At 66.4% G+C, this 24824-nt stretch carries 21 protein-coding genes and 1 other RNA gene; 18 read left to right on the top strand and 4 right to left on the bottom strand.

The window, feature by feature from the left end; all coding sequences use genetic code 11:
* Positions 1-91 precede the first annotated feature (91 nt).
* Entirely contained in the window at positions 92-766 is a 675-nt protein-coding gene (locus L2Y96_RS18720; RefSeq protein WP_247329220.1) for an HAD family hydrolase, read from the top strand.
* A 104-nt stretch (positions 767-870) separates the two neighbouring features.
* On the opposite strand, the gene L2Y96_RS18715 is transcribed toward L2Y96_RS18720, so the two are convergent.
* The 3 genes from L2Y96_RS18715 to rsmI form a co-directional block, all read right to left on the bottom strand.
* Positions 871-1242, bottom strand: coding sequence for a YraN family protein (locus tag L2Y96_RS18715; protein ID WP_247329219.1), 372 nt, complete (start codon positions 1240-1242; stop codon positions 871-873).
* Between the two features lie 33 nt (positions 1243-1275).
* Positions 1276-3090 carry a penicillin-binding protein activator gene (locus tag L2Y96_RS18710; RefSeq protein ID WP_247329218.1) on the bottom strand — a complete coding sequence of 605 codons (1815 nt, stop codon included), beginning with the start codon at positions 3088-3090 and terminating at the stop codon, positions 1276-1278.
* A gap of 303 nt (positions 3091-3393) precedes the next feature.
* Positions 3394-4221 (bottom strand): 16S rRNA (cytidine(1402)-2'-O)-methyltransferase, encoded by an 828-nt coding sequence (gene rsmI / locus L2Y96_RS18705; RefSeq protein ID WP_247329217.1) that lies wholly within the window; start codon positions 4219-4221, stop codon positions 3394-3396.
* Positions 4222-4629: 408 nt separating this feature from the next.
* Between rsmI and rnpB the strand changes: the two genes are divergently transcribed.
* From rnpB to lpxC, 16 genes are all read left to right on the top strand, one after another.
* Positions 4630-4995: RNase P RNA component class A (rnpB, locus tag L2Y96_RS18700), an RNA gene on the top strand.
* A 435-nt stretch (positions 4996-5430) separates the two neighbouring features.
* A complete protein-coding gene (gene mraZ, locus L2Y96_RS18695; RefSeq protein ID WP_247329215.1) occupies positions 5431-5877 on the top strand; it encodes a division/cell wall cluster transcriptional repressor MraZ in 447 nt (148 codons plus the stop codon).
* A 47-nt stretch (positions 5878-5924) separates the two neighbouring features.
* Complete coding sequence (gene rsmH, locus L2Y96_RS18690) at positions 5925-6851, top strand: 16S rRNA (cytosine(1402)-N(4))-methyltransferase RsmH (protein WP_247329212.1); 927 nt, start codon at positions 5925-5927, stop codon at positions 6849-6851.
* A complete protein-coding gene (gene ftsL / locus L2Y96_RS18685; RefSeq protein ID WP_247329210.1) occupies positions 6848-7120 on the top strand; it encodes a cell division protein FtsL in 273 nt (90 codons plus the stop codon). The genes rsmH and ftsL overlap by 4 nt, the downstream gene beginning before the upstream one ends.
* Entirely contained in the window at positions 7117-8922 is a 1806-nt protein-coding gene (locus L2Y96_RS18680; protein WP_247329207.1) for a peptidoglycan D,D-transpeptidase FtsI family protein, read from the top strand. Before ftsL ends, L2Y96_RS18680 begins: the two co-directional genes overlap by 4 nt.
* A complete protein-coding gene (locus tag L2Y96_RS18675; protein WP_247329205.1) occupies positions 8919-10415 on the top strand; it encodes a UDP-N-acetylmuramoyl-L-alanyl-D-glutamate--2,6-diaminopimelate ligase in 1497 nt (498 codons plus the stop codon). Before L2Y96_RS18680 ends, L2Y96_RS18675 begins: the two co-directional genes overlap by 4 nt.
* On the top strand, positions 10412-11779 hold the full coding sequence (locus tag L2Y96_RS18670) for a UDP-N-acetylmuramoyl-tripeptide--D-alanyl-D-alanine ligase (RefSeq protein WP_247329202.1): 1368 nt from the start codon (positions 10412-10414) through the stop codon (positions 11777-11779). Before L2Y96_RS18675 ends, L2Y96_RS18670 begins: the two co-directional genes overlap by 4 nt.
* Entirely contained in the window at positions 11769-12851 is a 1083-nt protein-coding gene (mraY, locus tag L2Y96_RS18665) for a phospho-N-acetylmuramoyl-pentapeptide-transferase (protein WP_247329200.1), read from the top strand. The genes L2Y96_RS18670 and mraY overlap by 11 nt, the downstream gene beginning before the upstream one ends.
* Positions 12852-12856: 5 nt before the next feature.
* Positions 12857-14077, top strand: coding sequence for a putative lipid II flippase FtsW (gene ftsW / locus L2Y96_RS18660; RefSeq protein WP_247329198.1), 1221 nt, complete (start codon positions 12857-12859; stop codon positions 14075-14077).
* Positions 14074-15156, top strand: a complete 1083-nt coding sequence (murG, locus tag L2Y96_RS18655; RefSeq protein WP_247329196.1) for an undecaprenyldiphospho-muramoylpentapeptide beta-N-acetylglucosaminyltransferase — start codon at positions 14074-14076, stop codon at positions 15154-15156. Before ftsW ends, murG begins: the two co-directional genes overlap by 4 nt.
* Positions 15153-16592, top strand: a complete 1440-nt coding sequence (gene murC / locus L2Y96_RS18650) for a UDP-N-acetylmuramate--L-alanine ligase (RefSeq protein WP_247329194.1) — start codon at positions 15153-15155, stop codon at positions 16590-16592. Before murG ends, murC begins: the two co-directional genes overlap by 4 nt.
* Positions 16592-17563 (top strand): D-alanine--D-alanine ligase, encoded by a 972-nt coding sequence (locus tag L2Y96_RS18645; RefSeq protein WP_247329192.1) that lies wholly within the window; start codon positions 16592-16594, stop codon positions 17561-17563. Before murC ends, L2Y96_RS18645 begins: the two co-directional genes overlap by 1 nt.
* Positions 17563-18303, top strand: coding sequence for a cell division protein FtsQ/DivIB (locus L2Y96_RS18640; RefSeq protein ID WP_247329190.1), 741 nt, complete (start codon positions 17563-17565; stop codon positions 18301-18303). Before L2Y96_RS18645 ends, L2Y96_RS18640 begins: the two co-directional genes overlap by 1 nt.
* A gap of 8 nt (positions 18304-18311) precedes the next feature.
* Positions 18312-19550, top strand: coding sequence for a cell division protein FtsA (gene ftsA, locus L2Y96_RS18635; RefSeq protein ID WP_247329188.1), 1239 nt, complete (start codon positions 18312-18314; stop codon positions 19548-19550).
* Positions 19551-19686: 136 nt separating this feature from the next.
* On the top strand, positions 19687-20892 hold the full coding sequence (ftsZ, locus tag L2Y96_RS18630) for a cell division protein FtsZ (protein ID WP_247329186.1): 1206 nt from the start codon (positions 19687-19689) through the stop codon (positions 20890-20892).
* Between the two features lie 342 nt (positions 20893-21234).
* The gene (gene lpxC, locus L2Y96_RS18625) at positions 21235-22146 is read left to right on the top strand and encodes a UDP-3-O-acyl-N-acetylglucosamine deacetylase (RefSeq protein ID WP_247329185.1); all 912 of its coding nucleotides are present in this window, start codon (positions 21235-21237) and stop codon (positions 22144-22146) included.
* Between the two features lie 1227 nt (positions 22147-23373).
* Here the strand turns inward: lpxC and L2Y96_RS18620 are convergent.
* Positions 23374-23844, bottom strand: coding sequence for a DciA family protein (locus L2Y96_RS18620; protein ID WP_247337134.1), 471 nt, complete (start codon positions 23842-23844; stop codon positions 23374-23376).
* Between the two features lie 31 nt (positions 23845-23875).
* Between L2Y96_RS18620 and L2Y96_RS18615 the strand changes: the two genes are divergently transcribed.
* Positions 23876-24790: a M23 family metallopeptidase gene (locus L2Y96_RS18615; RefSeq protein WP_247329183.1), complete on the top strand. Its 915-nt coding sequence runs from the start codon at positions 23876-23878 to the stop codon at positions 24788-24790.
* Positions 24791-24824: the final 34 nt, after the last annotated feature.

Below are 24824 nucleotides of genomic sequence, written 5' to 3'. Positions count from 1 at the left end.
GGGAGCTCGGGCGTACAAGACGCATGCGGGCCTGTGAATCACGCTGGGTGTCCCCATATATCGGGCCAACGTTCCCGTGCAAGGATCCACCGTGTCCACCCACGACCCCATCGTTTTCCTGTTCGATGTCGACAACACCCTGATCGATAACGACCGTTTCAGCGCCGATCTCGCCGCGCAGCTGGTCCAGCGCTTTGGTGAAGATGGCCACGCGCGTTACAACGCGATCGACAAGGAGATCCGCGGGCAGGTGGGTTACGCGGATTACCTGGGCAGCCTGCAGCGCCTGCGCGGCCAGCAGAGCAGCCCGGATTTCATGCAGATGAGTTTCTTCCTGCTCGATTATCCGTTCGATGAGCGCCGCTTCCCCGGCGTGCTCGAGACCATCGCCCACCTGCGTACGCTGGGCCGCCCCGTGATCATGAGCGACGGCGATACGGTGTTCCAGCCGCGCAAGATCCGCCGCGCCGGCTTGTGGGATGCCTTCCAGGGCGATGTGCTGATCTACGTGCACAAGGATGAGATGCTCGACGACATGCAGAAGGCGTATCCCGCCGATCACTACGTGATGGTGGACGACAAGCCGCGCATCCTCGTCGCGATGAAGAAGCTGATGGGCGATCGCGTGACGACGGTGTGGGTGAAGCAGGGGCACTACGCCGCTGCCGCCGGCAAGGAGCTGGAAGAAACCCCGCCGGATATCACGGTGAACGGCGTGGGCGAGCTGGCCGCCATGGGCCGCGAGGCGTTCATCGTCACCGCCTGACTCGCAGGTCTTGTGCCCCTGTAGGAGCGAGCTTGCTCGCGATCGGAGCTTGCGACATGCCCCATCGCGAGCAAGCTCGCTCCTACAACGAGCAAGGGCTTCGCTCACGCTTCGAACGCGGCCTGGAGCCATTCCACGTCATCGCCTTCGAAGGCCACCACATCGAACCGGCAGGGCCGGTGGGCGTCGCGAGGATGCGCGCGTAGCCATACCTGCGCGGCGCTGATGATGCGCTGGCGTTTCTTTGCGGTGATGGAGCCCAGGGCGCCGCCGAAGGCACGGCTTCGGCGGTAACGCACTTCCACGAAGACCAGAAACTCGCCGTCGCGCATGACGAGATCGATCTCGCCGAAGCGACAGAGAAAGTTGGCACGGACGAAGTACAGCCCGCGGGCCAGTAGAAACGAACGCGCCGCGTCTTCGAAGTGGTCTCCGGTGACGCGGCGCGTGGTGGGCTCGGGTAGGTTTTCTTTCACGCGGAACTCCTTTCCGCGCCGGGGTGGGTGGGTTTAACCGCCGCCGCCGTTCTCTACGGCGGGCGCGGTGGCCGGCGCTTCGAGTTCAAGGCTACCGGCCACCGGGTGGGCGACGCCGTCAGCGAAACGCGCCCAGATGAGTACGCGTCGGACCCGACCGAACTCATCGGCGACGAGCTGGCCCGTGGCGCCGGGCAGGTACGCGCCCGCGTGGCCGCGCATCCAGTCGATGTACGGCACAAGACCCCACGCATCCATGCCGAAGGCAAACAGGCGCGCGGCGACGCCGCGGGTGGCCGGGATGGCGGTGGCCAGGTCGGCACGGCGGGGCAGGCCCGGCTGCGCATCGAACAGCCACGGCGCATCGCAGAACTCGACGCCTTCGAGGTCACGGTCCGACGTCGGGTCATCGCCACCGGAATAGACGTGCGAGGTGGCGAACACCGGCAGGTTGTCCTTGGCCAGGCGCAGCTGCGGCAGCAGCAGGCGCGCCTGCTGAGGCTTCATGCTGATGAACACACCGCTGGTGGTGGCGTCTTCCTCGGTCGGCACCGGCAACCCGGAGAGCTGCGACGAGAAGTCGATGCTGTTGGCGTCGAGCGTCACCTGGTTGGCGAGCGTGCCGCCGCGGGCCTGCCACTCCGCCTTGAAGGCGTTGCCGGCGCGGCGCGCGAAATCGTCCGTCGAGACGATGACCGTGGCCGTCTTCATGCCTTTGTCGGCCATGTGGTCGGCGACCTGCGCACCTTCGGTTTCCGGCAGCAGGCCAAATTCATTTGCGCCGGCGGGCGGAAGGTTCTTGCTATCGCTGGGGTAGTTCAGCGTGAGCATGGGCGCGGGCAGGGCGCCCTTGGCGAAGATGGCGCTGACGCCTTCGCGGTTCAGCGGGCCGACGACGAAGCGCGCGCCTTCGGAGACGGCCTTGTCGTATGCGGCTACGGCGTGGGCGGCATCGTTGCCGGCGTCGTACACCACCACTTCGGGGCGCGGCGCGTTCGCATGGGCGGAATCGACGTAGTGGGTGAAGAAGCCATCGCGGATCGCGGCGCCGGCGCCGGCGAGCGGGCCGCTCAGCGGCAGCAGCAGCGCGACCTTGCCCGGCACCTTGTAGCCCTCGCGGACACCCTGGTTGCCGGTGACGGTGCCGACGGCCTGGTCGAGCACGGCCGGTGCGTGGCTCACATTGCCGAGCTGCGACTGCGCCTCGGTGACCCAGGGGCGCATCACGTCGTTCGGGCCAAGGCCGTCACCACGCGAGGTGAGTTCCGTGGTGCCCATGCCGGTGAGCAGGGCGAGGATTTCGCGGCGGTTCTGTTCGCGGTCGAGGCCGCCGAGCTGTGCGTCGAGCTCGACGCGGGTCTGCGCGGCGCTCCACGGATCGCCTGCCGCTGTCTGCGCGCGGGCGCGCAATTCGGCGAGGCGCTGGCTGATCTGCGGCGATACGCGCGTGGTGGGCTTGCCGGTCAGCGATAGCGCGGTCTTGGCATCGTTGTTCTTCAGGGCGATCTCGGCGCGCAGGGCATCGAAGCGCAGCGCGTCTTCGCCCTCGAGGTGCGAACGGCGGAGATCAGCGATGGCCGGCCCGGCACGATCCAGCGCACCTTCCTGGCGGTAGGCTTCGCCCGCGAGCAGCTTGTAGTAGTCGCGGTGGTCCGGATCCTGCTGCGCGAGTGCGAGGTACGCCTGCGCGGCCTGGTCGAACTGGCCGCGGGTGTACATGGCCTGCGCGGCCTGGGTGGCCTCGCCCGACGGGCTGTGCGCTTCGGGGCGCGAAGCGCCCGGTGTGACGCAGCCGGCGAGGGCGGCACTGATGAGGACACTCAGGGCTAGAGCGCGGATCGGTGGCATCGCAAGTTCCTTGGGGCGCGGATGGCGCCTCTCCGGCGCCGAAACGAGGGGATCATAGCCGATCGCTTCGCGAGGCCGGTGTGAGGCCGTTTGCGCGGCGGCCCCGCCGCAACCCATATCGCGCGCAAACGCGCCCTGCGTCACGCGGCCCGTCGCTCCCTCGTAGGAGCCCACCCTGTGGGCGACATCTTTCGACGAACCTGTAGGAGCCCACCTTGTGGGCGACATCTTTCGCGGAAGAGCCACAGACCCTGTGGCGGCTGTACGAAAGGCGTCGCCCACACGGTGGGCTCCTACACGGGGTCAGGCGCCGTAGAGGGCTTTGCGGGGGGCGCCGGTGATGGCAGCGGCCAGCTTCGCCGCCTTGGCCGGCGGCAGCTCTTCCTTCAGGATGCCAAACACACGCAAGCCCTCGGCCAGGCGCTCGTCTTCGCCGGCCTCACGTCCGGCGACCATCACCACGAACTCGCCCTTCTGCTGATTGGCATCGGCCGCCACCGTGCCCACCAGCTCGCCCAGCGGCGCACCAAGCACGGTTTCGAACAGTTTGGTGAGCTCGCGAGCCATCACGGCCTCGCGTTCGGCGCCGAACACCTCGCGCATGTCCTCGAGGCATTCCAGGATGCGGTGCGACGATTCATAGAAGATGAGCGTGCGCGCTTCACCGGCCAGCTCGGCCAGCCGCGACTTTCGTGCGCCCGACTTCGCGGGAAGAAACCCTTCGAACACGAAGCGATCGCTCGGCAGGCCCGCCACGGAGAGCGCGGCAATCACGGCGCTGGCGCCGGGTACGGGGCTGACCTTCAGCCCCGCCTGCCGCGCGGCACGCACCAGCCGGAAGCCCGGGTCGCTGATCAGGGGCGTGCCGGCATCGGAGACCAGGGCCACGTCGTCACCACCGCGCATGCGCTCGACCAGGCCATCCACGGCGGTGCGTTCGTTGTGGTCGTGCAGGGCGACCAGGGGCGTATCGATGCCCAGGTGCTGAAGAAGCGGCCGGGTGTGCCGGGTGTCCTCGGCGGCGATCACGGCGACCTTGCCCAGCGTGGCCACGGCGCGCGCGCTGATGTCATCGCGGTTGCCGATGGGCGTGGCGACGACGTGCAGGGTGCCGGGGCGGGGAGTGGACATGCGGTAGGCCAATCGTGTGAGCGGAGGCGAATTGTAACGAACCCGTAGGAGGCCACCCTGTGGGCGACATCTTTCAACGAACCCGTAGGAGCCCACCTTGTGGGCGACATCTTTCGCGGAAGAGCCACAGACCCTGTGGCGGCTGTACGAAAGGCGTCGCCCACAGGGTGGGCTCCTACATGGGCGCCGACGCCGCACGGTTGCCGGTGCCGCAAGGTTGTCGACGCCGCACGGTTGTCGACGCCGCACGGTTGCCGACGCCGCACGGTTGCCGACGCCGTCGGGGGTGCCGGTGCCTTCGGGGTGCCGGTGCCTTCGGGGGTGCCGGTGCCTTCGGGGTGCTGGTGCCGTTGGAAGTGTCGGCGCCCTGGCGGGCGGGGCGGGGCGTTACCGCGTATACTTGGCGGTGGAGTCGGCCGGGCAGTCGCGTCGCGCCTTGTGCGTGTCGAGGAAAGTCCGGGCTCCACAGGGCAGGGTGCCAGGTAATGCCTGGGCAGCGTGAGCTGACGGCCAGTGCAACAGAGAGCAGACCGCCGATGGCCCCGCAAGGGGATCAGGTAAGGGTGAAAGGGTGCGGTAAGAGCGCACCGCGTACGGGGCTAACGTCGTACGGCACGGTAAACCCCACCCGGAGCAAGACCAAATAAGGGGACTATGATGCGGCCCGTATCGTCCCCGGGTAGGTTGCTAGAGCCTGGTGGTGACGCCAGGCCGAGAAGAATGACTGCTACGCCGCAAGGCGCACAGAACCCGGCTTACAGGCCGACTCCATCTTCTTATATCGCCCCAGGGTGCGGCTCCTGATCGTAGGAGCCCACCCTGTGGGCGACATCTTTCGCCTCACCGCGCAGGCCCTGTGGCGTTTTCGCGAACGGCGTCGCCCACAGGGTGGGCTCCTACGTGATGCCTGTGTGGCGCCCCCCCCCCGAGGCGCCTGGTGCTTTTTGGGTGGCGTTATGTGGGTGAACGTGAATTCAGTCACAGGGCCTGATTTTGCCCTCAGCCACCACCTGACGCTCAGCGTCACTCCGTAAAAAATCCCTGCGATTCAACCACCTTGCGTGGATTGCTCAGAAATGGCTGGAATTAGTGATGAACAGGAGCTTTCTCCTTGATTCACAAGTAAAAATTCCTTGACAGTCTCAGGACCCGAGACTATCGTGGGCCCCAGTGTGAAATCGTGGGATTTGGTGGGGCGGGCAACCAGACATGTTCCAAGGCGAAACAGCCATCACGGTCGACGACAAGGGTCGTCTGACGATTCCGACTTCGTATCGGGATCAGGTGGCGGCCGTCTGCGGGAATCGTCTGGTGATTACCTACAACCCCTTCGAAACCGGTTGCCTGTGGATCTTTCCTTACGAGGAATGGGAACGGGTACGCGATGACGTCAACAAGCTCCCATCCGTAAAAGCCGTACACCGCAACCTGCAGATGAAGCTCGTCGGCGCCGCCGCCATCGTTGAACCCGACGGTGCGGCACGCATCCTCCTGCCATCCAGCCAACGGGCGGCAGCGGGTATCGAGAAAAAAGCCGTGCTCCTCGGCATGGGCAGCAAGTTCGAGCTTTGGAGCGAACAGGCCCACCTCGCCAAGATCCGCCAGACGATCAGCGAGGACGAGATCAGCGACGACATGGCGGAGCTGCGGTTGTAACCAACACACACAAGAACAGGTAGTCAGTGACGGAGCGGGATGTAGCGATGGCGGGGCGCGATGTGCACATCCCGGTGATGCTCGACGAAGCGGTGGAGGGTCTCGCTGTGCGCGAGAACGGGCGGTATCTCGACGGGACATTCGGCCGCGGCGGTCACGCCACGGCGATCCTTGCCCGTCTTTCCGCCGAAGGCCGCCTGTTCCTGATGGATCGCGACCCCACCGCTATCGCCGTGGCCGAAACCGGCCTGGCCACCGATCCGCGCGTCAGCCTGCGCCACGACAACTTCGCCACCATGGGCGAATGGTCTGCGCTGCACGATGGCGGCCTCGACGGCATCCTGCTCGACCTCGGCGTCTCCTCGCCCCAGCTCGATGACGCCAGCCGTGGCTTCAGCTTCATGGCCGATGCGCCGCTCGATATGCGCATGGACACCACCCGCGGCATCAGCGCGGCCGACTTCCTCCGCGATGCGGAAGAAGCCGAGATCGCCGATGTGCTGTGGACCTTCGGCGAAGAGCGCTTCAGCCGCCGCATTGCCAAGACCATCGTCGAGCGCCGCGCCACCGCGCCGATTACCCGTACCGGCGAACTCGTCGCGCTGGTCACCAGCTGCGGCGTGCGCCGCGAGCCGGGCAAGAATCCCGCTACCCGCACCTTCCAGGCGCTGCGCATCCGCGTGAACGAGGAGCTCTCCTCGGTGGAGACCGCGCTCGCCGCGGCGCTGGAACTGCTCAACCCGGGTGGTCGCCTGTCGGTCATCAGCTTCCACTCGCTGGAAGACCGCATGGTGAAGCAGTTCATCCGCTCGCACGAAGGCCGCGTGCAGGGCAGCCGTCGCGCCCCGCCGAAGGAAGCGCCGCCGGCGCGCCTGAAGCCGGTGGGCAAGGCGATCTTCGCCTCCGATGCCGAAGTGGCCGCGAACCCGCGTTCGCGCTCCGCCGTGCTGCGCGTCGCGGAGAAGCTCGCATGAAGACCTTCGGCGCCATCTGCCTCACGCTCCTGCTGCTCGCCGTCATCGGCAGCGCGATCGGCGTGGTGTGGACGCGCCACGAGAGCCGCGTGTTGTTCGTGGAGCTCTCGCGCCTGCAGGGGCAGAAGGATGACCTGGGCGTCGAATACGGCCGTCTCGAGCTCGAGCAGGCCACGTACGCCGAGCCGAGCCGCATCGATGGCGACGCCCGCGAGAAGCTCGGCATGTTCACGCCGAAGCCGCAAGATATCCAGCTGGTGCGCCGATGAGGGCGCGCCAGGGCAAGCTCGTCGTACCCAGCCGCCGCCGCGGCCAGGGCCCGAGCCCGCGTAAGCGCATGACCGTGATGGTGGCGGTGCTGTGCGTGGCGGCTTCGGGCCTGCTCGTGCGCGCGTTCGATCTGCAGGTGGTGCGCAAGCAGTTCTACCAGGACCAGGGCGATGCCCGTTTCCTGCGTGAAATGCCGATCGCCGTCTCGCGCGGCACCATCTTCGATCGCAATGGCGAGCCGCTGGCCGTGTCCACGCCGGTGGCTTCGCTGTGGGCCAACCCGCCCGAACTGCTCGAGAACGCCGACCGCATCCCGGACCTGGCGAAGGCGCTGCACGTCGATGCCGACGACCTGAAGTCGAAGATCGAAGCGCGTGCGGACAAGGAGTTCATGTACATCACCCGCCAGATGCGTCCGGAAGACGCGCAGGCCGTGATGGACCTGAAGATCCCGGGCATCAACTCGCAGCGCGAGTACCGCCGCTATTACCCGTCGGGTGCGGTGAACAGCCATATCCTCGGCTTCACCAACATCGACGACCACGGCCAGGAAGGCCTGGAGCTGTCGTACGACCAGTGGCTGGCCGGCAAGCCGGGCGCCAAGCGGGTCATCCGCGACCGCATGGGCCACGTGGTGGAAGACGTGGAGCTGGTGCGCGAGCCGCAGCCGGGCCGCGATATCACGCTGTCGATCGACCGCCGCATCCAGTACCTCGCGTATAGCGCGCTGAAGGACACGCTGGAGAAGAACAAGGCCGATTCCGGTTCCATCGTGGTGATGGACGTGCACACCGGCGAAGTGCTGGGCATGGCCAACCTGCCGTCGTTCAACCCGAACGCTGTGCGTGGCAGCAGCCCGGGCGATCGCCGTAACCGCGCGGTGACCGACGTGGTCGAGCCTGGCTCGACGATGAAGGCCTTCACCATGGCTGCCGCTCTCACCAGCGGCAAGTACACGCCCACCTCGCCGCTGATCGAGACCTCGCCGGGCACGTGGATGATGGGCGGCCACCCGGTGCGCGATACGCATAACTGGGGCACGCTCACGCCCACGGGCGTGATCACCAAATCCTCCAACGTCGGCGCGGCCAAGATCGCGATGACGCTGGATACCGACCAGATGTACGACATGTTCAAGTCGTTCGGGATCGGTAACAGCACCGGTAGCGGTTTCCCGGGCGAAGCCTCGGGCTACCTGCCGGTGGGCCGCACCTGGAAGCCGATCGAGAAGTCGCGCATCGCTTACGGCTACAACCTCAACGTGACGCCGCTGCAGCTCGCCACGGGCTACGCCGCCATCGCCAACGGCGGTGCTTACCGCGCGCCCAGCTTCATCAAGGGCGCCGACAACCCGCCGAACCAGGTCATCACGCCCGACGTGGCGCACGAGCTCGTGCGCATGCTGGAAACCGTGCTCGCCCCGGGCGGCACCGGTTACGGCTTCGCGTCGGTCGCCAATTACAGCGTGGCCGGCAAGACCGGCACCTCGCACAAGAACTCTGCTGGCGGTTACTTCGCCAACAACTACATCTCCCTGTTCGTCGGCATGATCCCGGCCAGCAACCCGCGTCTCGTTACCGTGGTCGTCATCAACGACCCGAAGGGCGGCCATTACTATGGCGGCTCGGTGGCGGGCCCGGCGTTCGCCAATGTCATGACCGGCGCCGTCCGCCTCCTCGATATTCCGCCCGACAACGTGGGCCGCTGGTACGCCGGCGGGCCCAGCCAGGGCGGGATGATCGGCACGACCAATGCACCACCTGCCGCGGATGAAAGCGCGGCCGAAGAGGTGGTGCCATGACTAGCATGACTCTCAACGAACTTCTTAATGGTTTCGCCGACGCCCAGGGTGCCGGCGAAATTGTCGTTTCCGGGCTTTCGCTCGATTCGCGTGCGATCAGCGCGGGCAACGCCTTCGTGGCGCTGCGCGGTACCAAGGGCCACGGGATGGATTTCGCGGCGAAGGCCGTGGAAAACGGCGCGGCCGTGATCCTGGCCGAAGGCCCGTTCGACGCTGCCGACCCGGGCGTGCCCGTGGTGACGGTGAAGGACCTGCGCGAGCACACCGGTGCCATCGCGGCGCGCTTCCATGGCGAGCCGACCCAGGCCCTGGACGTGATCGGCGTGACCGGCACCAACGGCAAGACCTCGACGGTGCAGCTCATCGCCCAGGCGCTCGCTTTCCTGCACAAGAAGCCGGCCACGGTCGGCACGCTGGGCGCGGGCATGCATGGCGCGATCGTCGAAGGCGAGCGCACCACGCCCGACGCCATCAGCATGCAGGGCCTGTTCGCGGAATTCCGCGACGCTGGCGCCACCCATGTGGCGATGGAAGTGTCCTCGCATGCGCTGGAGCAGGGGCGCGTCAACGCGGTGGCTTTCGACGTGGCGGTGTTCACCAACCTGACCCGTGACCATCTCGATTACCACGGCACCATGGAAGCCTACGGCGCGGCCAAGGCGAAGCTGTTTGCGTTCGCCGGGCTGAAGGCTGCGGTGATCAACGTCGACGACGCCTTTGGCGTGAAGCTCGCGAAGGGCCTGGCGGAAGGCGTGGCGAAGCTGCGCACGTCGATGGCCCACGACGCCACCGAGAAGGACGCCGAGGTCCGCGCGGACATCATTGTCACCTCGGCCAAGGGCCTCTCGTTCAACCTCAGCACCCCGTGGGGCATGCGCACCGTGCGCAGCGCGCTGCTCGGCCGCTTCAACGTTGCCAACCTGCTGGCCGTGGCCGCGGTGCTGGGGGCGCTGGGCGAGCCGTTCGAGCGCATCCACGCGGCGCTGGAATCACTGCAGCCGGTGAACGGCCGCATGAGCCGCCTGGGTGGCGATGGCAAGAAGCCGCTGGTGGTGGTCGATTACTCGCACACGCCGGATGCGCTGAAGCAGGCGCTGCTGGCGCTGCGTTCGCATACCAAGGGTCGCCTGATCTGCGTCTTTGGCGCGGGTGGCGATCGTGACGCGGGCAAGCGCCCGATCATGGCGGGCATCGCCGAGCGTCTCGCCGATGTGGTGATCGTCACTGACGACAACCCGCGCAGCGAAGATGGCGATGCCATCGTGGCGCAGATCGTGTCCGGTTTCGCCCACGCGGACACCGTGGCGATCGAGCGCGACCGTGCGAAGGCGATTGCGCTGGCATTGAACGGCGCGAAGGCCGATGACGTCGTGCTGATCGCCGGTAAGGGCCACGAGACCTACCAGGAAGGCCCGGAAGGCAAGCTGCCGTTCGACGACCTCGAGGTGGCGCAGTCGCTGATGGTTCCGGCTGCGAAGGGAGCACGCGCATGATGCGTCTCTCCGCCGTCGCCCTCTGGACCCGCGGCCGCCTGCAGGGCGCCGACACCGATGTGACCGGTTTCGCCATCGATACGCGCAAGGTGCAGGCGGGCGATCTGTTCGTCGCCCTGCCGGGCGAGCGCGTCGATGGCCACGATTTCGTGGCTGCCGCTGCCGAGAAGGGCGCCGCCGCCGCACTGGTGACGCGTCCGGTCGCCGTCGATATCCCGCAGGTCATCGTCAACGACACACAGCTGGCGCTGGGCGACCTGGCCAGCTCGGTGCGCGCGCAGAACAACAAGGTGCGCGTCATCGGCATCACCGGCTCGAACGGCAAGACGACGGTGAAGACGCTTACCGCGTCGATCCTGTCGCGCCACGGCCGCACCCACGTGAACGCCGGCAACTACAACAACGAGCTGGGCATGCCGCTCACGCTGCTGGCCATGCCCGAAGACACCGACTACGCCGTGCTCGAAATGGGTGCCGGCAAGCCGGGCGATATCGATTACCTGGCTGCCATCGCACGGCCCGATATCGGCCTCGTGAACTCCATCGCCGCCGCGCATCTTGAGCGCATGGGCACGATCGAAGGCGTCGCTGAAACCAAGGGCGCGCTCTACCAGTCGCTGCCGGCCGATGGTGTCGCCATCATCAATGCGGATGACGAGCGTTTCTCCGGGTTCTTCACCGGCCTGGCCGGTTCGCGCCGCGTGCTGCGCTACGCGCTGTCGCACCGCGCGGATATCGGCGCCGATATCATCGACGAGCGCATCGACGGCACGCACTTCGTGCTGAGCACGCCGCACGGCGATGGCGACGTGCACCTGCCGCTGGCGGGGCGTCACAACGTGGCCAACGCACTCGCCGCCGCCGCGATCGCCAGCGCGCTCGACGTGCCGGTCGAAACCATCGTCGAAGGCCTGGAGCAGGTGCCGCACGTCGCGGGCCGCCTGAACCTCGAGCCGATGCCGGGCGACTGGACGCTGATCGACGATAGCTACAACGCCAACCCGGGCTCCGCTGCCGCCGCGATCGAAACGCTGGCGCTGGCCCAGGGCGAGCGCTGGCTCATCCTCGGCGACATGGCCGAGCTGGGGACGGACACCCTGAAGATGCATGCCACCACCGGCAAGCTGGCGCACGACCGCGGTATCGAGCGCCTGCTCGCCACCGGCGTGAAGAGCGCCGCCGCCGTCGAGGCCTTTGGCGCCGGCGCACAGCATTTCGCCACGCAGGAAGCCCTCATCGAGGCAGCGTGCGCGCAGATCCACGAGGGCGTCACCGTCCTGGTGAAGGGTTCGCGGTCCTCCGGCATGGAGCGGGTCGTCGCGGCGATGAAGACGTACGCTGAAGGAGCATCCCATGCTGCTTGAACTGGCGGAATGGATGGCTCGGCACTTCACGTCGCTGCATCTTTTCCAATACATCACCTTCCGCGCGATCATGGCGGCGCTCACCGCGCTGTGCGTATCGCTGCTGCTCGGCCCGGCGTTGATCCGCAAGCTGGCCGCGCTGAAGGCCGGGCAGGTGGTGCGTAGCGATGGCCCGCAGACGCATCTGTCGAAGGCCGGCACGCCCACCATGGGCGGCACGCTCATCCTGTTCTCGATCGGTATCGCCACGCTGCTGTGGGCCGACCTCAACAACCGTTACGTGTGGGTCGTGCTGCTGGTGACGCTGTGCTTCGGTGCCATCGGTTTCTACGACGACTACCGCAAGCTGGTGCTGAAGGACAGCCGTGGCCTCGCCAGCCGCTGGAAGTATTTCTGGCAGTCGGTGTTTGGCCTGGCCGCCGCCGTGTTCCTGTACCAGACGCACCAGCTGCCGGCCGAGACCGCGCTGTACGTGCCGCTGTTCAAGCAGGTGGCGCTGCCGCTCGGCCTGGGCTTCGTGGTGATCGGCTACTTCATCATCGTCGGCTTCTCTAACGCGGTGAACCTCACCGACGGTCTGGACGGCCTGGCGATCATGCCGAGCGTGCTGGTCTCCGGTGCGCTGGGCATCTTTGCTTACCTGGCCGGTAACAAGCTGTTCTCCGAATACCTCGGCATCCCGAGCATCCCGGGCGCGGGCGAGCTGGCGATCTTCTGCAGCGCGCTGGCCGGTGCCGGCCTTGGCTTCCTCTGGTTCAACACGTACCCGGCGCAGGTGTTCATGGGCGACGTGGGCGCGCTGGCGATCGGTGCGGCCCTCGGCTGCGTGGCGCTCATCGTGCGACAGGAAATCGTGCTGATCGTGATGGGCGGCGTGTTCGTGATGGAGACCGCCTCGGTGATGTTGCAGGTGGGCAGCTTCAAGCTGCGCGGCAAGCGGATCTTCCGCATGGCGCCGATCCACCACCACTTCGAACTGAAGGGCTGGCCCGAACCGCGGGTCATCGTCCGCTTCTGGATCATCAGCGTCGTGCTGGTGCTTATCGGTCTGGCTACGTTGAAGGTGCGCTAAGACACATGTTTGGCTTCGGTAACAAGCAGGCACAGCGCCGCCAGGGCCCGCGGGGGAGTTTCGACACCCCGCTGCTCGTGGCTGCGCTTGCGCTCGCAGCGATCGGCGTGGTGATGGTCACCTCCGCCTCGATCGCCGTGGCCGATGGCTCGCACGTGGGCGCCTTCTATTACCTCAAGAAGCACATCGGCTTCCTGGTCGGCGGCTGCATCCTGGCGGGTGTCGCGATGCGCACCGAGCTCAAGGTGATCGAGAAGCACAGCACGCTGTTGCTCCTGCTTGGCGTCGTCGGCCTGCTGCTGGTGTTCGTGCCGGGCTTCGGCATGCGTATCAACGGTGCGCGCCGCTGGATCAACCTGTTCGTCACCAGCTTCCAGCCCGTCGAGGCGATGAAGCTGATCCTGGTTGCTTACCTGTCCAGCTACCTCGTGCGCCACCGCGAAGGCGTGGAATACGAACTGTTCGGCGTGGTGAAGCCGATCGGCGTGGCTGGTTTCATCGTGTTGCTGTTGCTGGCCCAGCCCGACTTCGGTTCGGCCGCGCTGGTGGTGGCGACCACGGTGGGCATGGTCTGGCTGGCGGGCGCGCGCATGCGCAACCTGTTGCTGCTGGCCATGCCGCTGGTGCCGCTGCTGATCTACGCGGCGACCGCCGAGGATTACCGCATCAAGCGCCTCACCTCGTTCCTCGATCCGTGGAAGGATCCGTTCAACGACGGTTTCCAGCTCACCCAGGCGCTGATCGCCGTGGGCCGCGGCGAGTGGCTCGGCGTGGGCCTGGGCTCGAGCGTGCAGAAGCTGTTCTACCTGCCCGAAGCGCATACCGACTTTATCCTTGCCGTGCTCGCTGAAGAGCTCGGCCTGGCAGGCATCGCCACCGTGATCGGCCTGTATGTCGTGCTGGTGGGCCGCGGCCTGTACATCGGCCTGAAGGGCGTTGAGCTCGGCCATCGCTTCTCCGGCTATGTGGCGTACGGCATTTCGCTGATGCTCGGCTTCCAGGCCATGGTCTCGATCGGCGTGAACCTGGGCGTGCTGCCGACCAAGGGCCTGACCCTGCCGCTGATCAGCTCGGGCGGTTCGTCGGTGCTGATGACCTGCTGCATGGTCGGCGTGCTGCTGCGCGCCACCTTCGAAATCAACCGTGCGGAAGATGCCCGGCAGACCGCCGTGCGTAATCCGTCCGTTGCCGTGCCCACGTCGGCACCGATCGGAGGTGTCGCATGAGCGGCCCCGTCCTGATCATGGCCGGTGGTACCGGTGGCCATATCTTCCCCGGCCTGGCCGTAGCCGACGAACTGCGTGCGCAGGGCGTGCCGGTGGCGTGGCTCGGTGCCGAGGGCGGCATGGAAACCCGCGTGGTACCGAAGCACGACATCGCACTGCACACCATGCAGGTCGGTGGCTTGCGCGGTAAGGGCCTGAAGACCCGCGTACTCGCACCGCTGATGCTGGCCCGTGCGCTGTTCCAGGCGCTGGCGCTGCTGCGCAAGCTGCGCCCGCGTTGCGTGCTGTCGATGGGTGGCTACGTGGCCGGACCAGCCGGTGTCGCCGCGCGCCTGGCCGGTATTCCGCTCGTGGTGCATGAGCAGAACGCCGTGGCCGGCTTCACCAACCGCAAGCTCGCTTCGTTTGCGAAGCGCGTGCTGACCGGTTTCCCCAACGTGCTGCCTGGCGCGGAGTGGGTGGGTAACCCGGTGCGCGCTTCGATCGCTGCGCTCCCGGCGCCAGCCGTGCGCTTTCATCAGCGCAGCGGCGCGCCGCGCCTGCTGGTGCTCGGCGGCAGCCTCGGCGCCCGGACCTTGAACACCAGCCTGCCGAAGGCGCTGGCCTTGCTCGCCGCCCATGATGTGCGCCCGGACGTGGTGCACCAGACCGGCGAGCGTGGCCTCGACGAAGCCGTGGATGCCTATACGGCCGCCGGCGTCGCCGCGAACGTCGTACCGTTCATCGACGACATGGCCGGTGCGTATGAGTGGGCCGACGTGGTCGTGTGCCGTGCCGGCGCGCTGACCGTCGCCGAGCTTTGCGCCGCGGGCCTCGAGGCCGTGCTGGTGCCGTTCCCGCACGCGGTGGATGACCACCAGACCGCGAATGCCCGCGCCATGGTCGACGTGGGTGGCGCACGCATCGTGACCGATGCCTCGCTCAACGAAGCCGACGCCGCGCGTTCGCTCGCGCAGCTGCTTGTCGATCTGTTCGCCGACCGCGAGCAGATCCTTACCGCCGCGAACGCCTCGCGTTCGCTTGCTAAACCCGACGCTGCATCAACGATTGCCCGTCACTGCATGGAGGTTTCCGCATGACGCCCGGTCGTTTGCGCGCCCACGATGATTTCATGACCTCGTTCCGCCGTGTCCATTTCATTGGCGTGGGCGGCGTGGGCATGAGCGGTATCGCCGAAGTGCTGGCGAATCTTGGCTACAGCGTGTCCGGTTCCGATCGCGCGCCGTCGCCGACCACCGACCGCCTGGCCAAGCTGGGCGTGGAAGTGCACATCGGCCACCAGGCCAGCAATATCGATGGCGCTGACGTCGTCGTGATCTCCAGCGCCATCCGCCAGGACAACCCGGAGCTGGTCGCCGCGCGCGCTGCGCGCATTCCGACCGTGCCGCGCGCGGAGATGCTCGGCGAGCTGATGCGTTTCCGCCGTGGCATTGCTATCGCCGGTACGCACGGCAAGACCACCACCACCAGCCTGGTCGCCAGCGTGCTCGCCGAAGCCGAATACGACCCGACCTTCGTGATCGGTGGCCAGCTCAACGCCGCCGGTGCGAACGCGCGCCTGGGCACGGGCCAGTACCTCGTGGCCGAGGCCGATGAGTCGGATGGTTCGTTCCTGATGCTCTCGCCGGTGATGGCGGTCGTCACCAACATCGACGCCGATCACCTCGAGAACTACAACGGCGACTTCGCCCAGGTGAAGAAGGCCTTTGGCGATTTCCTGCATCGCCTGCCGTTCTACGGCGTGGCCGTGCTGTGCATCGACGACGAAGAAACGAAGAAGCTGGCGCAGGATACGTCGCGCCGCCTCATCACCTACGGCATCGACAATGCCTCCGCCGACGTCACCGCGACGAACGTGCGCCAGGTGGGCTTCCAGATGCAGTTCGACCTGCACCTGCCGGGCCTGGTCGATGCGGTCGCCGTCACGCTGAACCTGCCGGGCCGCCACAACGTGCAGAACGCGCTCGCCGCGGCCGCCGTGGGTTGGCAGCTGGGCGTCGAGCCGGAAGCCATTGCGCATGCGCTCGCCGGTTTCGAAGGCGTGGGCCGCCGTTTCCATCGCCGCGGCGAGATCGCCCTGGACCAGGGTTCCGCGCTGCTGGTGGACGATTATGGCCACCACCCGCGCGAGCTCGCTGCGGTGTTTGCCGCCGCTCGCGGCGGCTGGCCGGATCGCCGCCTGGTCGTCGCGTTCCAGCCGCATCGCTACAGCCGTACGCGCGACCTGCTCGATGATTTCGCCAACGTGCTCGCCGAGACCGACGTGCTGGTGCTGACCGAGGTGTACCCGGCCGGCGAATCGCCGATCGCGGGCGCCGACGGCAAGGCGCTCGCCCGCGCCATCCGCGCGCGTGGCAAGACCGATCCCGTGCTGGTCGACCACCCGCGCGACCTGCGCGCCACGCTTTCCGCGCTGGCTCGCGATAACGATCTGATCATGCTGCTGGGCGCCGGCGACATCGGCGCGGCGGCTGTTGAGCTGGGCAACGCCGGCAACCTGAGGACGTCGAAGTAATGAGCAGTACCCGTTTCCCGCGCCGTGTCACCGATGCCGCCGAGTTCGGCCGCGTCGCCGTGGTCATGGGCGGCAATTCGGCCGAGCGCGAGGTTTCGCTGAACTCCGGCAAGGGTGTGCTCGAGGCGCTGCGTAGCGCCGGTGTCGACGCACACGCCATCGATGGCATTCCCGCGCTGCTTGATGCCGTGCGCGCTGGCCACTTCGCCCGCGTGTTCAACATCCTGCACGGTGCGGGTGGCGAGAACGGCGAGCTCCAGGGCGCGCTGCAGTCGCTTGGCATTCCGTACACCGGTTCGGGCGTGCTCGGTTCGGCGCTTTCGCTCGACAAGGTCCGCGCCAAGCAGGTGTGGATCGCGCTGGGCCTGCCGACCCCGAAGTTCAAGGCGCTGCCGCGCGGTGCCGATGTGCACGCCGCTGCGCGTGAGATCGGTTTCCCGCTGATCGTGAAGCCCGCCTGGGAAGGCTCGAGCGTGGGCGTGAGCCGCGTCTTCAAGGAAGAAGATCTCGACGAGGCCGTGGCACTCGCTCAGCGCTATCCCGGCGATATGCTGATGGAAACGCTGATCGAAGGCGACGCGCAGGAAGGTGGCGAGTTCACCGTCGGCATCGTCGGCCGCGACGTGCTGCCGACCATCAAGATCGTGCCGGCTGGCGAGTACTACGACTACAACGCCAAGTACATCTCGGATGAAACGCAGTACCTCTGCCCGGGCCTCTCCGGCGCGGCGGAAGACGAGATGCGCGCGCTGGCGATCAAGGCGTTCGATGCGCTGGATTGCTTCGGCTGGGGCCGCGTCGATGTGATGCGTGACCGCCACGGCAAGAACTGGCTGCTCGAAGTGAACACCGCGCCGGGCATGACCTCGCACTCGCTTGTGCCGAAGGCTGCCGCCGTCGCTGGCCTGGATTACCCGGGCCTGTGCTGGCGCGTGCTGGAAACCTCCATGGAACGGGAGGCTCTGAAGTAATGAAGGGAGCCGCCGCCACGCGGATCGTCGCATGGGCTATCGCCATCACCTTGGTGGCGTTGCCTGTCGTGGGCGTGATGCAGGGCTGGTTTGCCTCCGGCCGTTGGCCGGTGACCCAGCTGAAGGTGGAGGCGGAGTTCACCCACGTGAGCGCGGAGCAGATCCGTAGCGCAGCGATCCCGCACCTCGGCAAGGGCTTCTTTGCCACGGACCTGGAGAGCGTGCGCGCGTCGATTGGCAGCCTGCCGTGGGTGGAATCGGTGGAGGTGCGGAAGCGCTGGCCCGATACGCTCCTGGTGCGCATCTACGAACGCCAGCCGTTTGCCCGCTGGAACGAAGATCGCCTCATCAGCCGCCAGGGCCAGGTGTTCGATGCACCGGGCGCTGACCAGATGGGTGACTTGCCGCGGCTTTCGGGCCCGGACTCGAGGCTGGCGGAAGTAGTGAGCTTCTACGCCCAGGTGCGCAAGGCGTTCGAGGGCAGGGCGGGAATGTCGGTTACCGGCGTTTCGCTCACCCAGCGCGGCAGCTGGAGCGTGATCATGGATAGCGGTGCGGAGATCGTCATCGGTGACCGTGAACAGGCCGACCGCCGCCTCGCGCGCTTCCTCGATGTGTACCCCCAACTCGTTGCCGGTCATCGTAGCGGTTTCGCTTACGCCGACCTGCGTTACACCAACGGATTCGCCATCCGGTGGCCGCCATCGGACAACACGGCCACACCCAAGGTCGGAACCTGAGCTAGAACATGAGAAACAAGAACGACAAACAGCTCGTCGTCGGCCTCGACATCGGCACCTCCAAGGTCGTCGCGATCGTTGGCGAATACGAGCCGGGCGAACCGATCGAAGTGATCGGCATCGGCACCCACGTCTCGCGCGGCATGAAGCGCGGCTCGGTCGTGGATATCGAATCGACCGTGCACTCCATCCAGCGCGCCGTGGAAGAGGCCGAGCTGATGGCGGGCTGCGATATCCGCTCCGTCTACGCCTCGATTTCCGGCAGCCACCTGGAAACCCGTAATTCGCACGGCACCGCTGCTATCCGCGACCGTGAGGTGATGGCGGGCGACCTGGAGCAGGTGCTGGAAGCCGCGAGCGCCGTGGCGATTCCGGCTGACCGCAAGGTGCTCTACAAGGAATCGCAGGAATACCGCATCGACGGCCAGGACGGCATCCGCCACCCGGTCGGCATGAGCGGCGTGCGCCTGGAAGCCAGCGTGCATCTGGTGACGGGTGCGGCTTCCGCGGTGCAGAACATCTCGAAGTGCATCCAGCGTTGCGGCCTGTCCGTGGATGAGTTGGTGCCGGCTGCCGTCGCGAGCGCGAAGTCCGTGCTGACCGAAGACGAGCTGGAACTCGGCGTGTGCCTCGTCGACATCGGCGCGGGCACGACGGACATCGCGATCTACACGCAGGGTTCGATCCGTTACACCAAGTCGCTGCCGGTCGGCGGCGACCAGGTGACGAACGATATCGCGTATGGCGTGCACACACCTACCGCTCACGCGGAAGAGATCAAAATCAAATATGCGTGTGCGCTGGCCCAGCTGGCCCACGCGGAAGAAACCATCCAGGTGCCGAGCGTGGGCGATCGCCCGCCGCGTCGCCTGGCCCGCCAGGCGCTCGCGCAATCCGTGCAGGCACGCTATGAGGAAATCTTCGAGATGGTGCAGGACGAACTGCGCCGCTCGGGTTACGAAAGCCTCGTGGCCGCCGGCATCGTGCTGACGGGTGGCGCGGCACGCATGGAAGGCGCGCTCGAACTGGCGGAAGAAATTTTCCACAAGATGGTCCGCGTCGGCGTGCCGCAACACGTCTCCGGCCTGGGCGATGTCGTCTCCAGTGAATTGCATTCCACGGGCGTAGGCCTGCTGCTGCACGGCGCCCGCGCCAGCGGTGGTGGTGCGCGCCACAGCCACTCGCCCGTCGGCAACGTCGGTAGCGTGGTGGAGAAGTTCCGTAGCTGGTTTACGAAGAACTTCTAAAAGGTTCCAAACCGGAAAGTCGGTGCCCGATGGAAGGGGGGCGCCGGGGCAATAGGAAGGCCCGCCACCCATGGTCGACAGGAGTCGCCCCTGGGACATAAACCAAAAAAACTAAAAGTTCTGCGGAGGACGGGAAATGTTCGAACTGATCGAAAAACTGGCACCGAATGCGGTCATCAAGGTCATCGGCGTGGGTGGTGGCGGCGGTAACGCCGTGGCCCACATGGTGAGCTCCAATATCGAAGGCGTCGAGTTCGTTGTCGCCAACACCGACGCGCAGGCCATGAAGACCTGCGGCGGTCGCACGCACCTGCAGCTCGGTGGCAATGTCACCAAGGGCCTGGGCGCGGGCGCCAATCCGGAAGTGGGCCGCCAGGCCGCTCTGGAAGATCGCGAGCGCATCGAGGAAATGCTCGAAGGCGCGGACATGGTCTTCATCACCTGCGGCATGGGTGGTGGTACCGGTACGGGTGCGGCTCCGGTCGTGGCCCAGCTGGCGAAGGAGAAGGGCATCCTCACGGTCGCCGTGGTGACCAAGCCGTTCCCGTTCGAAGGCCGCCGCCGTATGCAGGTCGCCCTGAAGGGTATCGAAGACCTGTCGCAGCACGTGGATTCGCTGATCACCGTGCCGAACGAAAAGCTGCTCTCGGTCCTCGGCCGTGAAGTCACGCTGCTGAACGCCTTCAAGGCGGCCAACGACGTGCTGCTCGGCGCGGTGCAGGGTATCGCCGACCTGATCACGGCCCCGGGCCTGATCAACGTCGACTTTGCCGACGTGCGCACCGTCATGAGCGAGATGGGCATGGCGATGATGGGTTCGGGTACCGCCCGCGGCGACGATCGCGCGCAGGCTGCCGCCGAGTCCGCCATCAACAACCCGCTGCTGGAAGACGTGAACCTGGCCGGTGCCTGCGGCATCCTGGTCAACGTCACGGCCGGCCCGAACCTGACCATGCGCGAGTTCGACGAGATCGGCCGCGTCATCCACGATTTCGCTTCGGAAGACGCGACCGTGGTGATCGGCACCTCGCTCGACCCGGACATGCAGGACGACGTCCGCGTGACCGTGGTCGCGACCGGCCTGAACCGTGGTACGGCCGCTGCCAAGCAGCCGGTCCGCCAGCCGGTCCAGCAGCAGGTGGAAATGCGCCAGCGTCCGCGCCCGGTCGTGCTGCGCACGGGTACGGGTAACGAAGTGGTCGATTACGCCCACCACGCCGAGCCGACGATCTCGTCGAGCCCGCGCGCGGAGGCAGCTCCGGCGGCTCCGGCCCCGAAGAACGCCGAACCGGCGATCGATTACCTCGATATCCCGGCCTTCCTGCGTCGCCAGGCCGACTAAGCGGCACACACGCCATACACCAGGCACGTTAAGGATGACGTGGGGTAGGGCCCGGCAAGACGCCGGCCCTCCCGGGTGCCCCGCCGCCGTTCCCGTCCGGGCGGCGGGGCACCTTCGTGCCCCTGCAGGAAACGCGGGCCGGACGAAAAAACGGCAACCCCGGTCAACCCACCGGGAACTAAACCGTTAGATCCCGTTCCAAATGCGAATGGCTTGCACCAATTTCCTGAAGGGTTGGTGAAAGATATCCAAGACTGTACTCGGCGGTTTATTTATTCCGAGGTTAAGACTGTGTTAGCATGTACGCCACGCCTGGCTGCTGCCACCAAGGTTTGACCCATCATGATCAAGCAGCGCACTCTTAAAAACGTCATTCGCGCCACCGGCGTCGGCCTTCATACGGGCGACAAGGTGTACATGACGCTTCGCCCCGCCGCCCCTAATACGGGCATCGTGTTCCGTCGCACCGACCTCAGCCCGCCGGTTGAGCTCAAGTCGCGTCCGGAAAACGTGGGCGATACCCGCCTTTCCACCACGCTTATCCATGGCGATGTCCGCGTGTCGACGGTTGAGCACCTGCTCTCGGCGATGGCTGGCCTCGGTATCGATAATGCGTACGTCGACCTGTCGGCCCCTGAAGTGCCGATCATGGACGGCAGCGCCGGTCCGTTCGTGTTCCTGATCCAGTCCGCTGGCATCGAGGAGCAGGACGCCCCGAAGCGCTTTATCCGCATTAAGAAGCCGGTCGTGGTCCGCGATGGCGACAAGTGGGCGAAGCTCGAGCCGTTCGACGGCTTCAAGGTGGGCTTCTCGGTCGAGTTCGACCACCCGCTCTTTAATAAGCGCAATTCCCAGGCCGAGATGGATTTCTCGACCACGTCGTTCGTCAAGGAAGTCAGCCGCGCCCGCACCTTCGGTTTCATGCGTGATATCGAGGCACTGCGCGAGCGCAACCTGACCCTGGGCGGTTCGATGGATAACGCCGTGGTGCTCGATGACTACCGCGTGCTGAACGAAGATGGCCTGCGTTACGACAACGAGTTCGTGAAGCACAAGATCCTCGATGCCATCGGCGACATCTACATGCTGGGCCACAGCCTGATCGGCGCTTACTCGGCGCACAAGTCGGGCCACGAACTGAACAACAAGCTGCTCCGCAGCCTGATGGCGGACGTGACGGCATGGGAAGAAGTGAGCTTCAAGGATCCGGCAAAGGCCCCGATCAGCTACGCCCACCCGGCGCAGGCGGTCTAAGCCTCCCAGGCATCCACGAAAAAACCCGCTCCGGCGGGTTTTTTTGTGCCCGCTCGATAGGGCTCGCCTTCGGCATCGCGTTGGGCTGGCTCGGCCTTTGGCCATCGCGGTAGCGCTCGGACGTGGTCGCAGGAGAGCCCTCGGCGCCCACCCTCGCTGCTCAGACAGGTCCTCGTCGTTCGAAAGGGATGCCCCTCCGGGGCCATGTATTTGATTGGCCTACGGCCGCGAACCGGTCGCCGGGCGGGGGTTTGAAACTCGCCATCCTGGCTCGGTTTCAAACGAGCGGCCCTCCATGGCCGCTCCCGCCTTCGGCGGCTGTTCCCGCCCGTCGCCCTCGCCTGCGAAACTCGCCTCGAGGGTGGGCGCCGAGGGCTCTCTGAGGCACTGAGGTTTCGTGAGAGGAGAGCCGGCAACGGGGCCGTGGCAGCAGGCCTCGTCGCTCGAGGTAGAACCCCACCGACAACCCAACGCCCACCCAACGCCCACCCAACGCCTCCCCGTAGGAGCCCACCCTGTGGGCGACGCCGTTCGCGGCAGAGTCCGGGTCTTGCGGCGTCTGGCTCTTGATCGATCGTGCCGTGCGAGAGGGCCTGGGCGTTGAGGCGAAAGATGTCGCCCACAGGGTGGGCTCCTACGGCCGGGTGTTTCGGTTGTTTGTCAGGTGCGGGACGTCGCGAGGTCGGCCGTGTTGCCGGCGGTGGCTTTCCCATCGATTTGCCTCGGTGTGTCCGAGAGGCCTTGGCGCCCACCCTCGAGGCGAGTTGTCGGCGACGAGGCGGGCGGACGGGAACAGCCGCCACCGGCGGGGCCGGCCATGGATGGCCGCTCGTTTGAAACCGAGCCAGGGAAGGCGAGTTTCAAACCCCCGTCCGTACGCCGGTTCGCGGCCGTAGGCCAATCAGGTACATGGCCCCGGAGGGGCCTCCCTTTCGAACGTTGGAGACTTGTCTGAGCAGCGAGGGTGGGCGCCAAGGGCTCTTTCCGGAGACGTCCGAGCGCAAAAGCGATGGCGTAAGCCGAGCCCCGCGAAGCCGAAGGCGAGCCGTCTCGAACAGCCCTACGTAGCCCTACGTAACGTCTTAACGGGCGATGCCCGGAACCCCGGTGAATCCCGTCACAATCGTGAACTTTACGTGCACTTTAGGTGTTCACAACGATCATGCGTGCTATAAAGTCCGCCCACCGGACGATCCGGTGGCACTTACGCACCGCACGGGCGGAACGTTAAGTATCGGAATCAGAAGGTTTATCGGCCACGGAGGCCAAATCAAGGAAGAGATCCCGCAACGTGGGATCGGAGAGTGACGCCGCGGCCGCCCTCAGATGACGGGCAGCCCCGGTGGAAAGCGGTTTAAGCGGGTCGGGCCCTGGTGGCTCAACCGGCAGGGGGGCCACTTTCACGGCAACCGAGAAGGCCTTCGCGCCAATGGCGCGGGCAGCTTCAAGGATCTGCGCCTGGTAAAGGCGCACCCGCGAAGCCCAGGCCGACGAGGGCGCAAGGAAGACGAGCCGGCCGTCGCGAAGGTCCGCGAAGCGGACGTGCTCGCGCAACGGTGCAGGAAGCGTCGCGCGCAGCTGGCGGTCCAGCGTGTCGAGCTCGCGAGCCCTATGGGCAAGCTTGGCGACAGGCCCGACATCCGCGATGGACTTGAGTCCACGCGTTCTCGGTCGGGATGGCTGGTACGGCGGTGGCATAGACCGACAGAACTTATTCGATGAAGAACGTATGCAGATCATACTCGTACCACGCGGCCATAAAGGGCCAAAAACGCTAAACCTCGCTTGCCGGCGCATGCGCTGCAAGCTCGCCATCATGGCGGTGGCCGGTGCCATCGGCATCGCCGGCGTCGGCGCCGCTCTCGCGCTGGCCATCGCTGGCCCGCGCCATCCGGTCGCCACCACGGCCTCGGACGCCGATGCCCGCATCGCCCGGATCAAAGCCGATTCGCAGCGCGATATCGATGCCCTGGCCGTGAAGCTCGGCCAGCTCCAGGCCCAGTCGATCCGCCTCAACGCCCTCGGCGAGCGCCTGACCCAGGTCGGCAAGCTCGATGATGGCGAGTTCAACTTCGACGAAGATCCCGGCCAGGGTGGCCCCGAGCTGACCACCGGCAAGGACGAAGGCGCCATGGCGCCGGTCCAGCTCAACCAGGGTATCGACGACCTCGCGGGCCAGTTCGATGTCCAGCAAGCCCAGCTCCAGGCCCTGAACGACCTATTGCTCGATCGCAAGATCGAATCCAACCTGCGCCCCACCGGCATGCCGGTGAACGGCTACATCTCGTCGTTCTTCGGTGGCCGCCCCGATCCGTTCAGCGGGCACAGCGCCCGCCACACCGGCATCGATATCGCCGCGCCCACGGGCACCCCAGTCACGGCGGTGGCCGAGGGCATGGTCACTTTCGCCGGCCAGCGCAATGGCTACGGCGACGTGATCGAGATCGACCACGGCAACGGCTACATGACCCGCTACGCCCACAACAGCAAGCTGGTCGCCACGGTGGGCCAACGCGTCCACGTGGGTGATGTGATCGCGAAGGCCGGCTCCACGGGCCGCTCGACCGGTTCCCACGTCCATTTCGAGGTCTGGTACCACGACCGCGTGGTGAACCCGCTGGCCTTCGTTCGCAGCCACCGCTGAGACAGCCTTGAACGGCGGCCCGGCGCCGCCATTA

The sequence above is a fragment of the Luteibacter aegosomaticola genome (genome assembly GCF_023078475.1).
GTDB lineage: Bacteria > Pseudomonadota > Gammaproteobacteria > Xanthomonadales > Rhodanobacteraceae > Luteibacter > Luteibacter aegosomaticola.
The sequence above is the reverse complement of the archived record's forward strand: the minus strand, read 5'-3'. Positions and strand labels throughout refer to the sequence as shown.

Bases quoted from the DNA above. Each gene is read 5' to 3' on its own strand.
- L2Y96_RS18640 (WP_247329190.1), top strand. From the start codon at position 17,563: ATGAAGGGAGCCGCCGCCACGCGGATCGTCGCATGGGCTATCGCCATC.
- L2Y96_RS18680 (WP_247329207.1), top strand. From the start codon at position 7,117: ATGAGGGCGCGCCAGGGCAAGCTCGTCGTACCCAGCCGCCGCCGCGGC.
- murG (WP_247329196.1), top strand. From the start codon at position 14,074: ATGAGCGGCCCCGTCCTGATCATGGCCGGTGGTACCGGTGGCCATATC.
- lpxC (WP_247329185.1), top strand. From the start codon at position 21,235: ATGATCAAGCAGCGCACTCTTAAAAACGTCATTCGCGCCACCGGCGTC.
- L2Y96_RS18670 (WP_247329202.1), top strand. From the start codon at position 10,412: ATGATGCGTCTCTCCGCCGTCGCCCTCTGGACCCGCGGCCGCCTGCAG.
- ftsW (WP_247329198.1), top strand. From the start codon at position 12,857: ATGTTTGGCTTCGGTAACAAGCAGGCACAGCGCCGCCAGGGCCCGCGG.
- rsmH (WP_247329212.1), top strand. From the start codon at position 5,925: ATGGCGGGGCGCGATGTGCACATCCCGGTGATGCTCGACGAAGCGGTG.
- mraY (WP_247329200.1), top strand. From the start codon at position 11,769: ATGCTGCTTGAACTGGCGGAATGGATGGCTCGGCACTTCACGTCGCTG.
- rsmI (WP_247329217.1), bottom strand. From the start codon at position 4,221: ATGTCCACTCCCCGCCCCGGCACCCTGCACGTCGTCGCCACGCCCATC.
- ftsZ (WP_247329186.1), top strand. From the start codon at position 19,687: ATGTTCGAACTGATCGAAAAACTGGCACCGAATGCGGTCATCAAGGTC.
- ftsL (WP_247329210.1), top strand. From the start codon at position 6,848: ATGAAGACCTTCGGCGCCATCTGCCTCACGCTCCTGCTGCTCGCCGTC.
- L2Y96_RS18710 (WP_247329218.1), bottom strand. From the start codon at position 3,090: ATGCCACCGATCCGCGCTCTAGCCCTGAGTGTCCTCATCAGTGCCGCC.
- L2Y96_RS18620 (WP_247337134.1), bottom strand. From the start codon at position 23,844: ATGCCACCGCCGTACCAGCCATCCCGACCGAGAACGCGTGGACTCAAG.
- L2Y96_RS18675 (WP_247329205.1), top strand. From the start codon at position 8,919: ATGACTAGCATGACTCTCAACGAACTTCTTAATGGTTTCGCCGACGCC.
- L2Y96_RS18645 (WP_247329192.1), top strand. From the start codon at position 16,592: ATGAGCAGTACCCGTTTCCCGCGCCGTGTCACCGATGCCGCCGAGTTC.
- L2Y96_RS18615 (WP_247329183.1), top strand. From the start codon at position 23,876: ATGCAGATCATACTCGTACCACGCGGCCATAAAGGGCCAAAAACGCTA.
- mraZ (WP_247329215.1), top strand. From the start codon at position 5,431: ATGTTCCAAGGCGAAACAGCCATCACGGTCGACGACAAGGGTCGTCTG.
- murC (WP_247329194.1), top strand. From the start codon at position 15,153: ATGACGCCCGGTCGTTTGCGCGCCCACGATGATTTCATGACCTCGTTC.
- ftsA (WP_247329188.1), top strand. From the start codon at position 18,312: ATGAGAAACAAGAACGACAAACAGCTCGTCGTCGGCCTCGACATCGGC.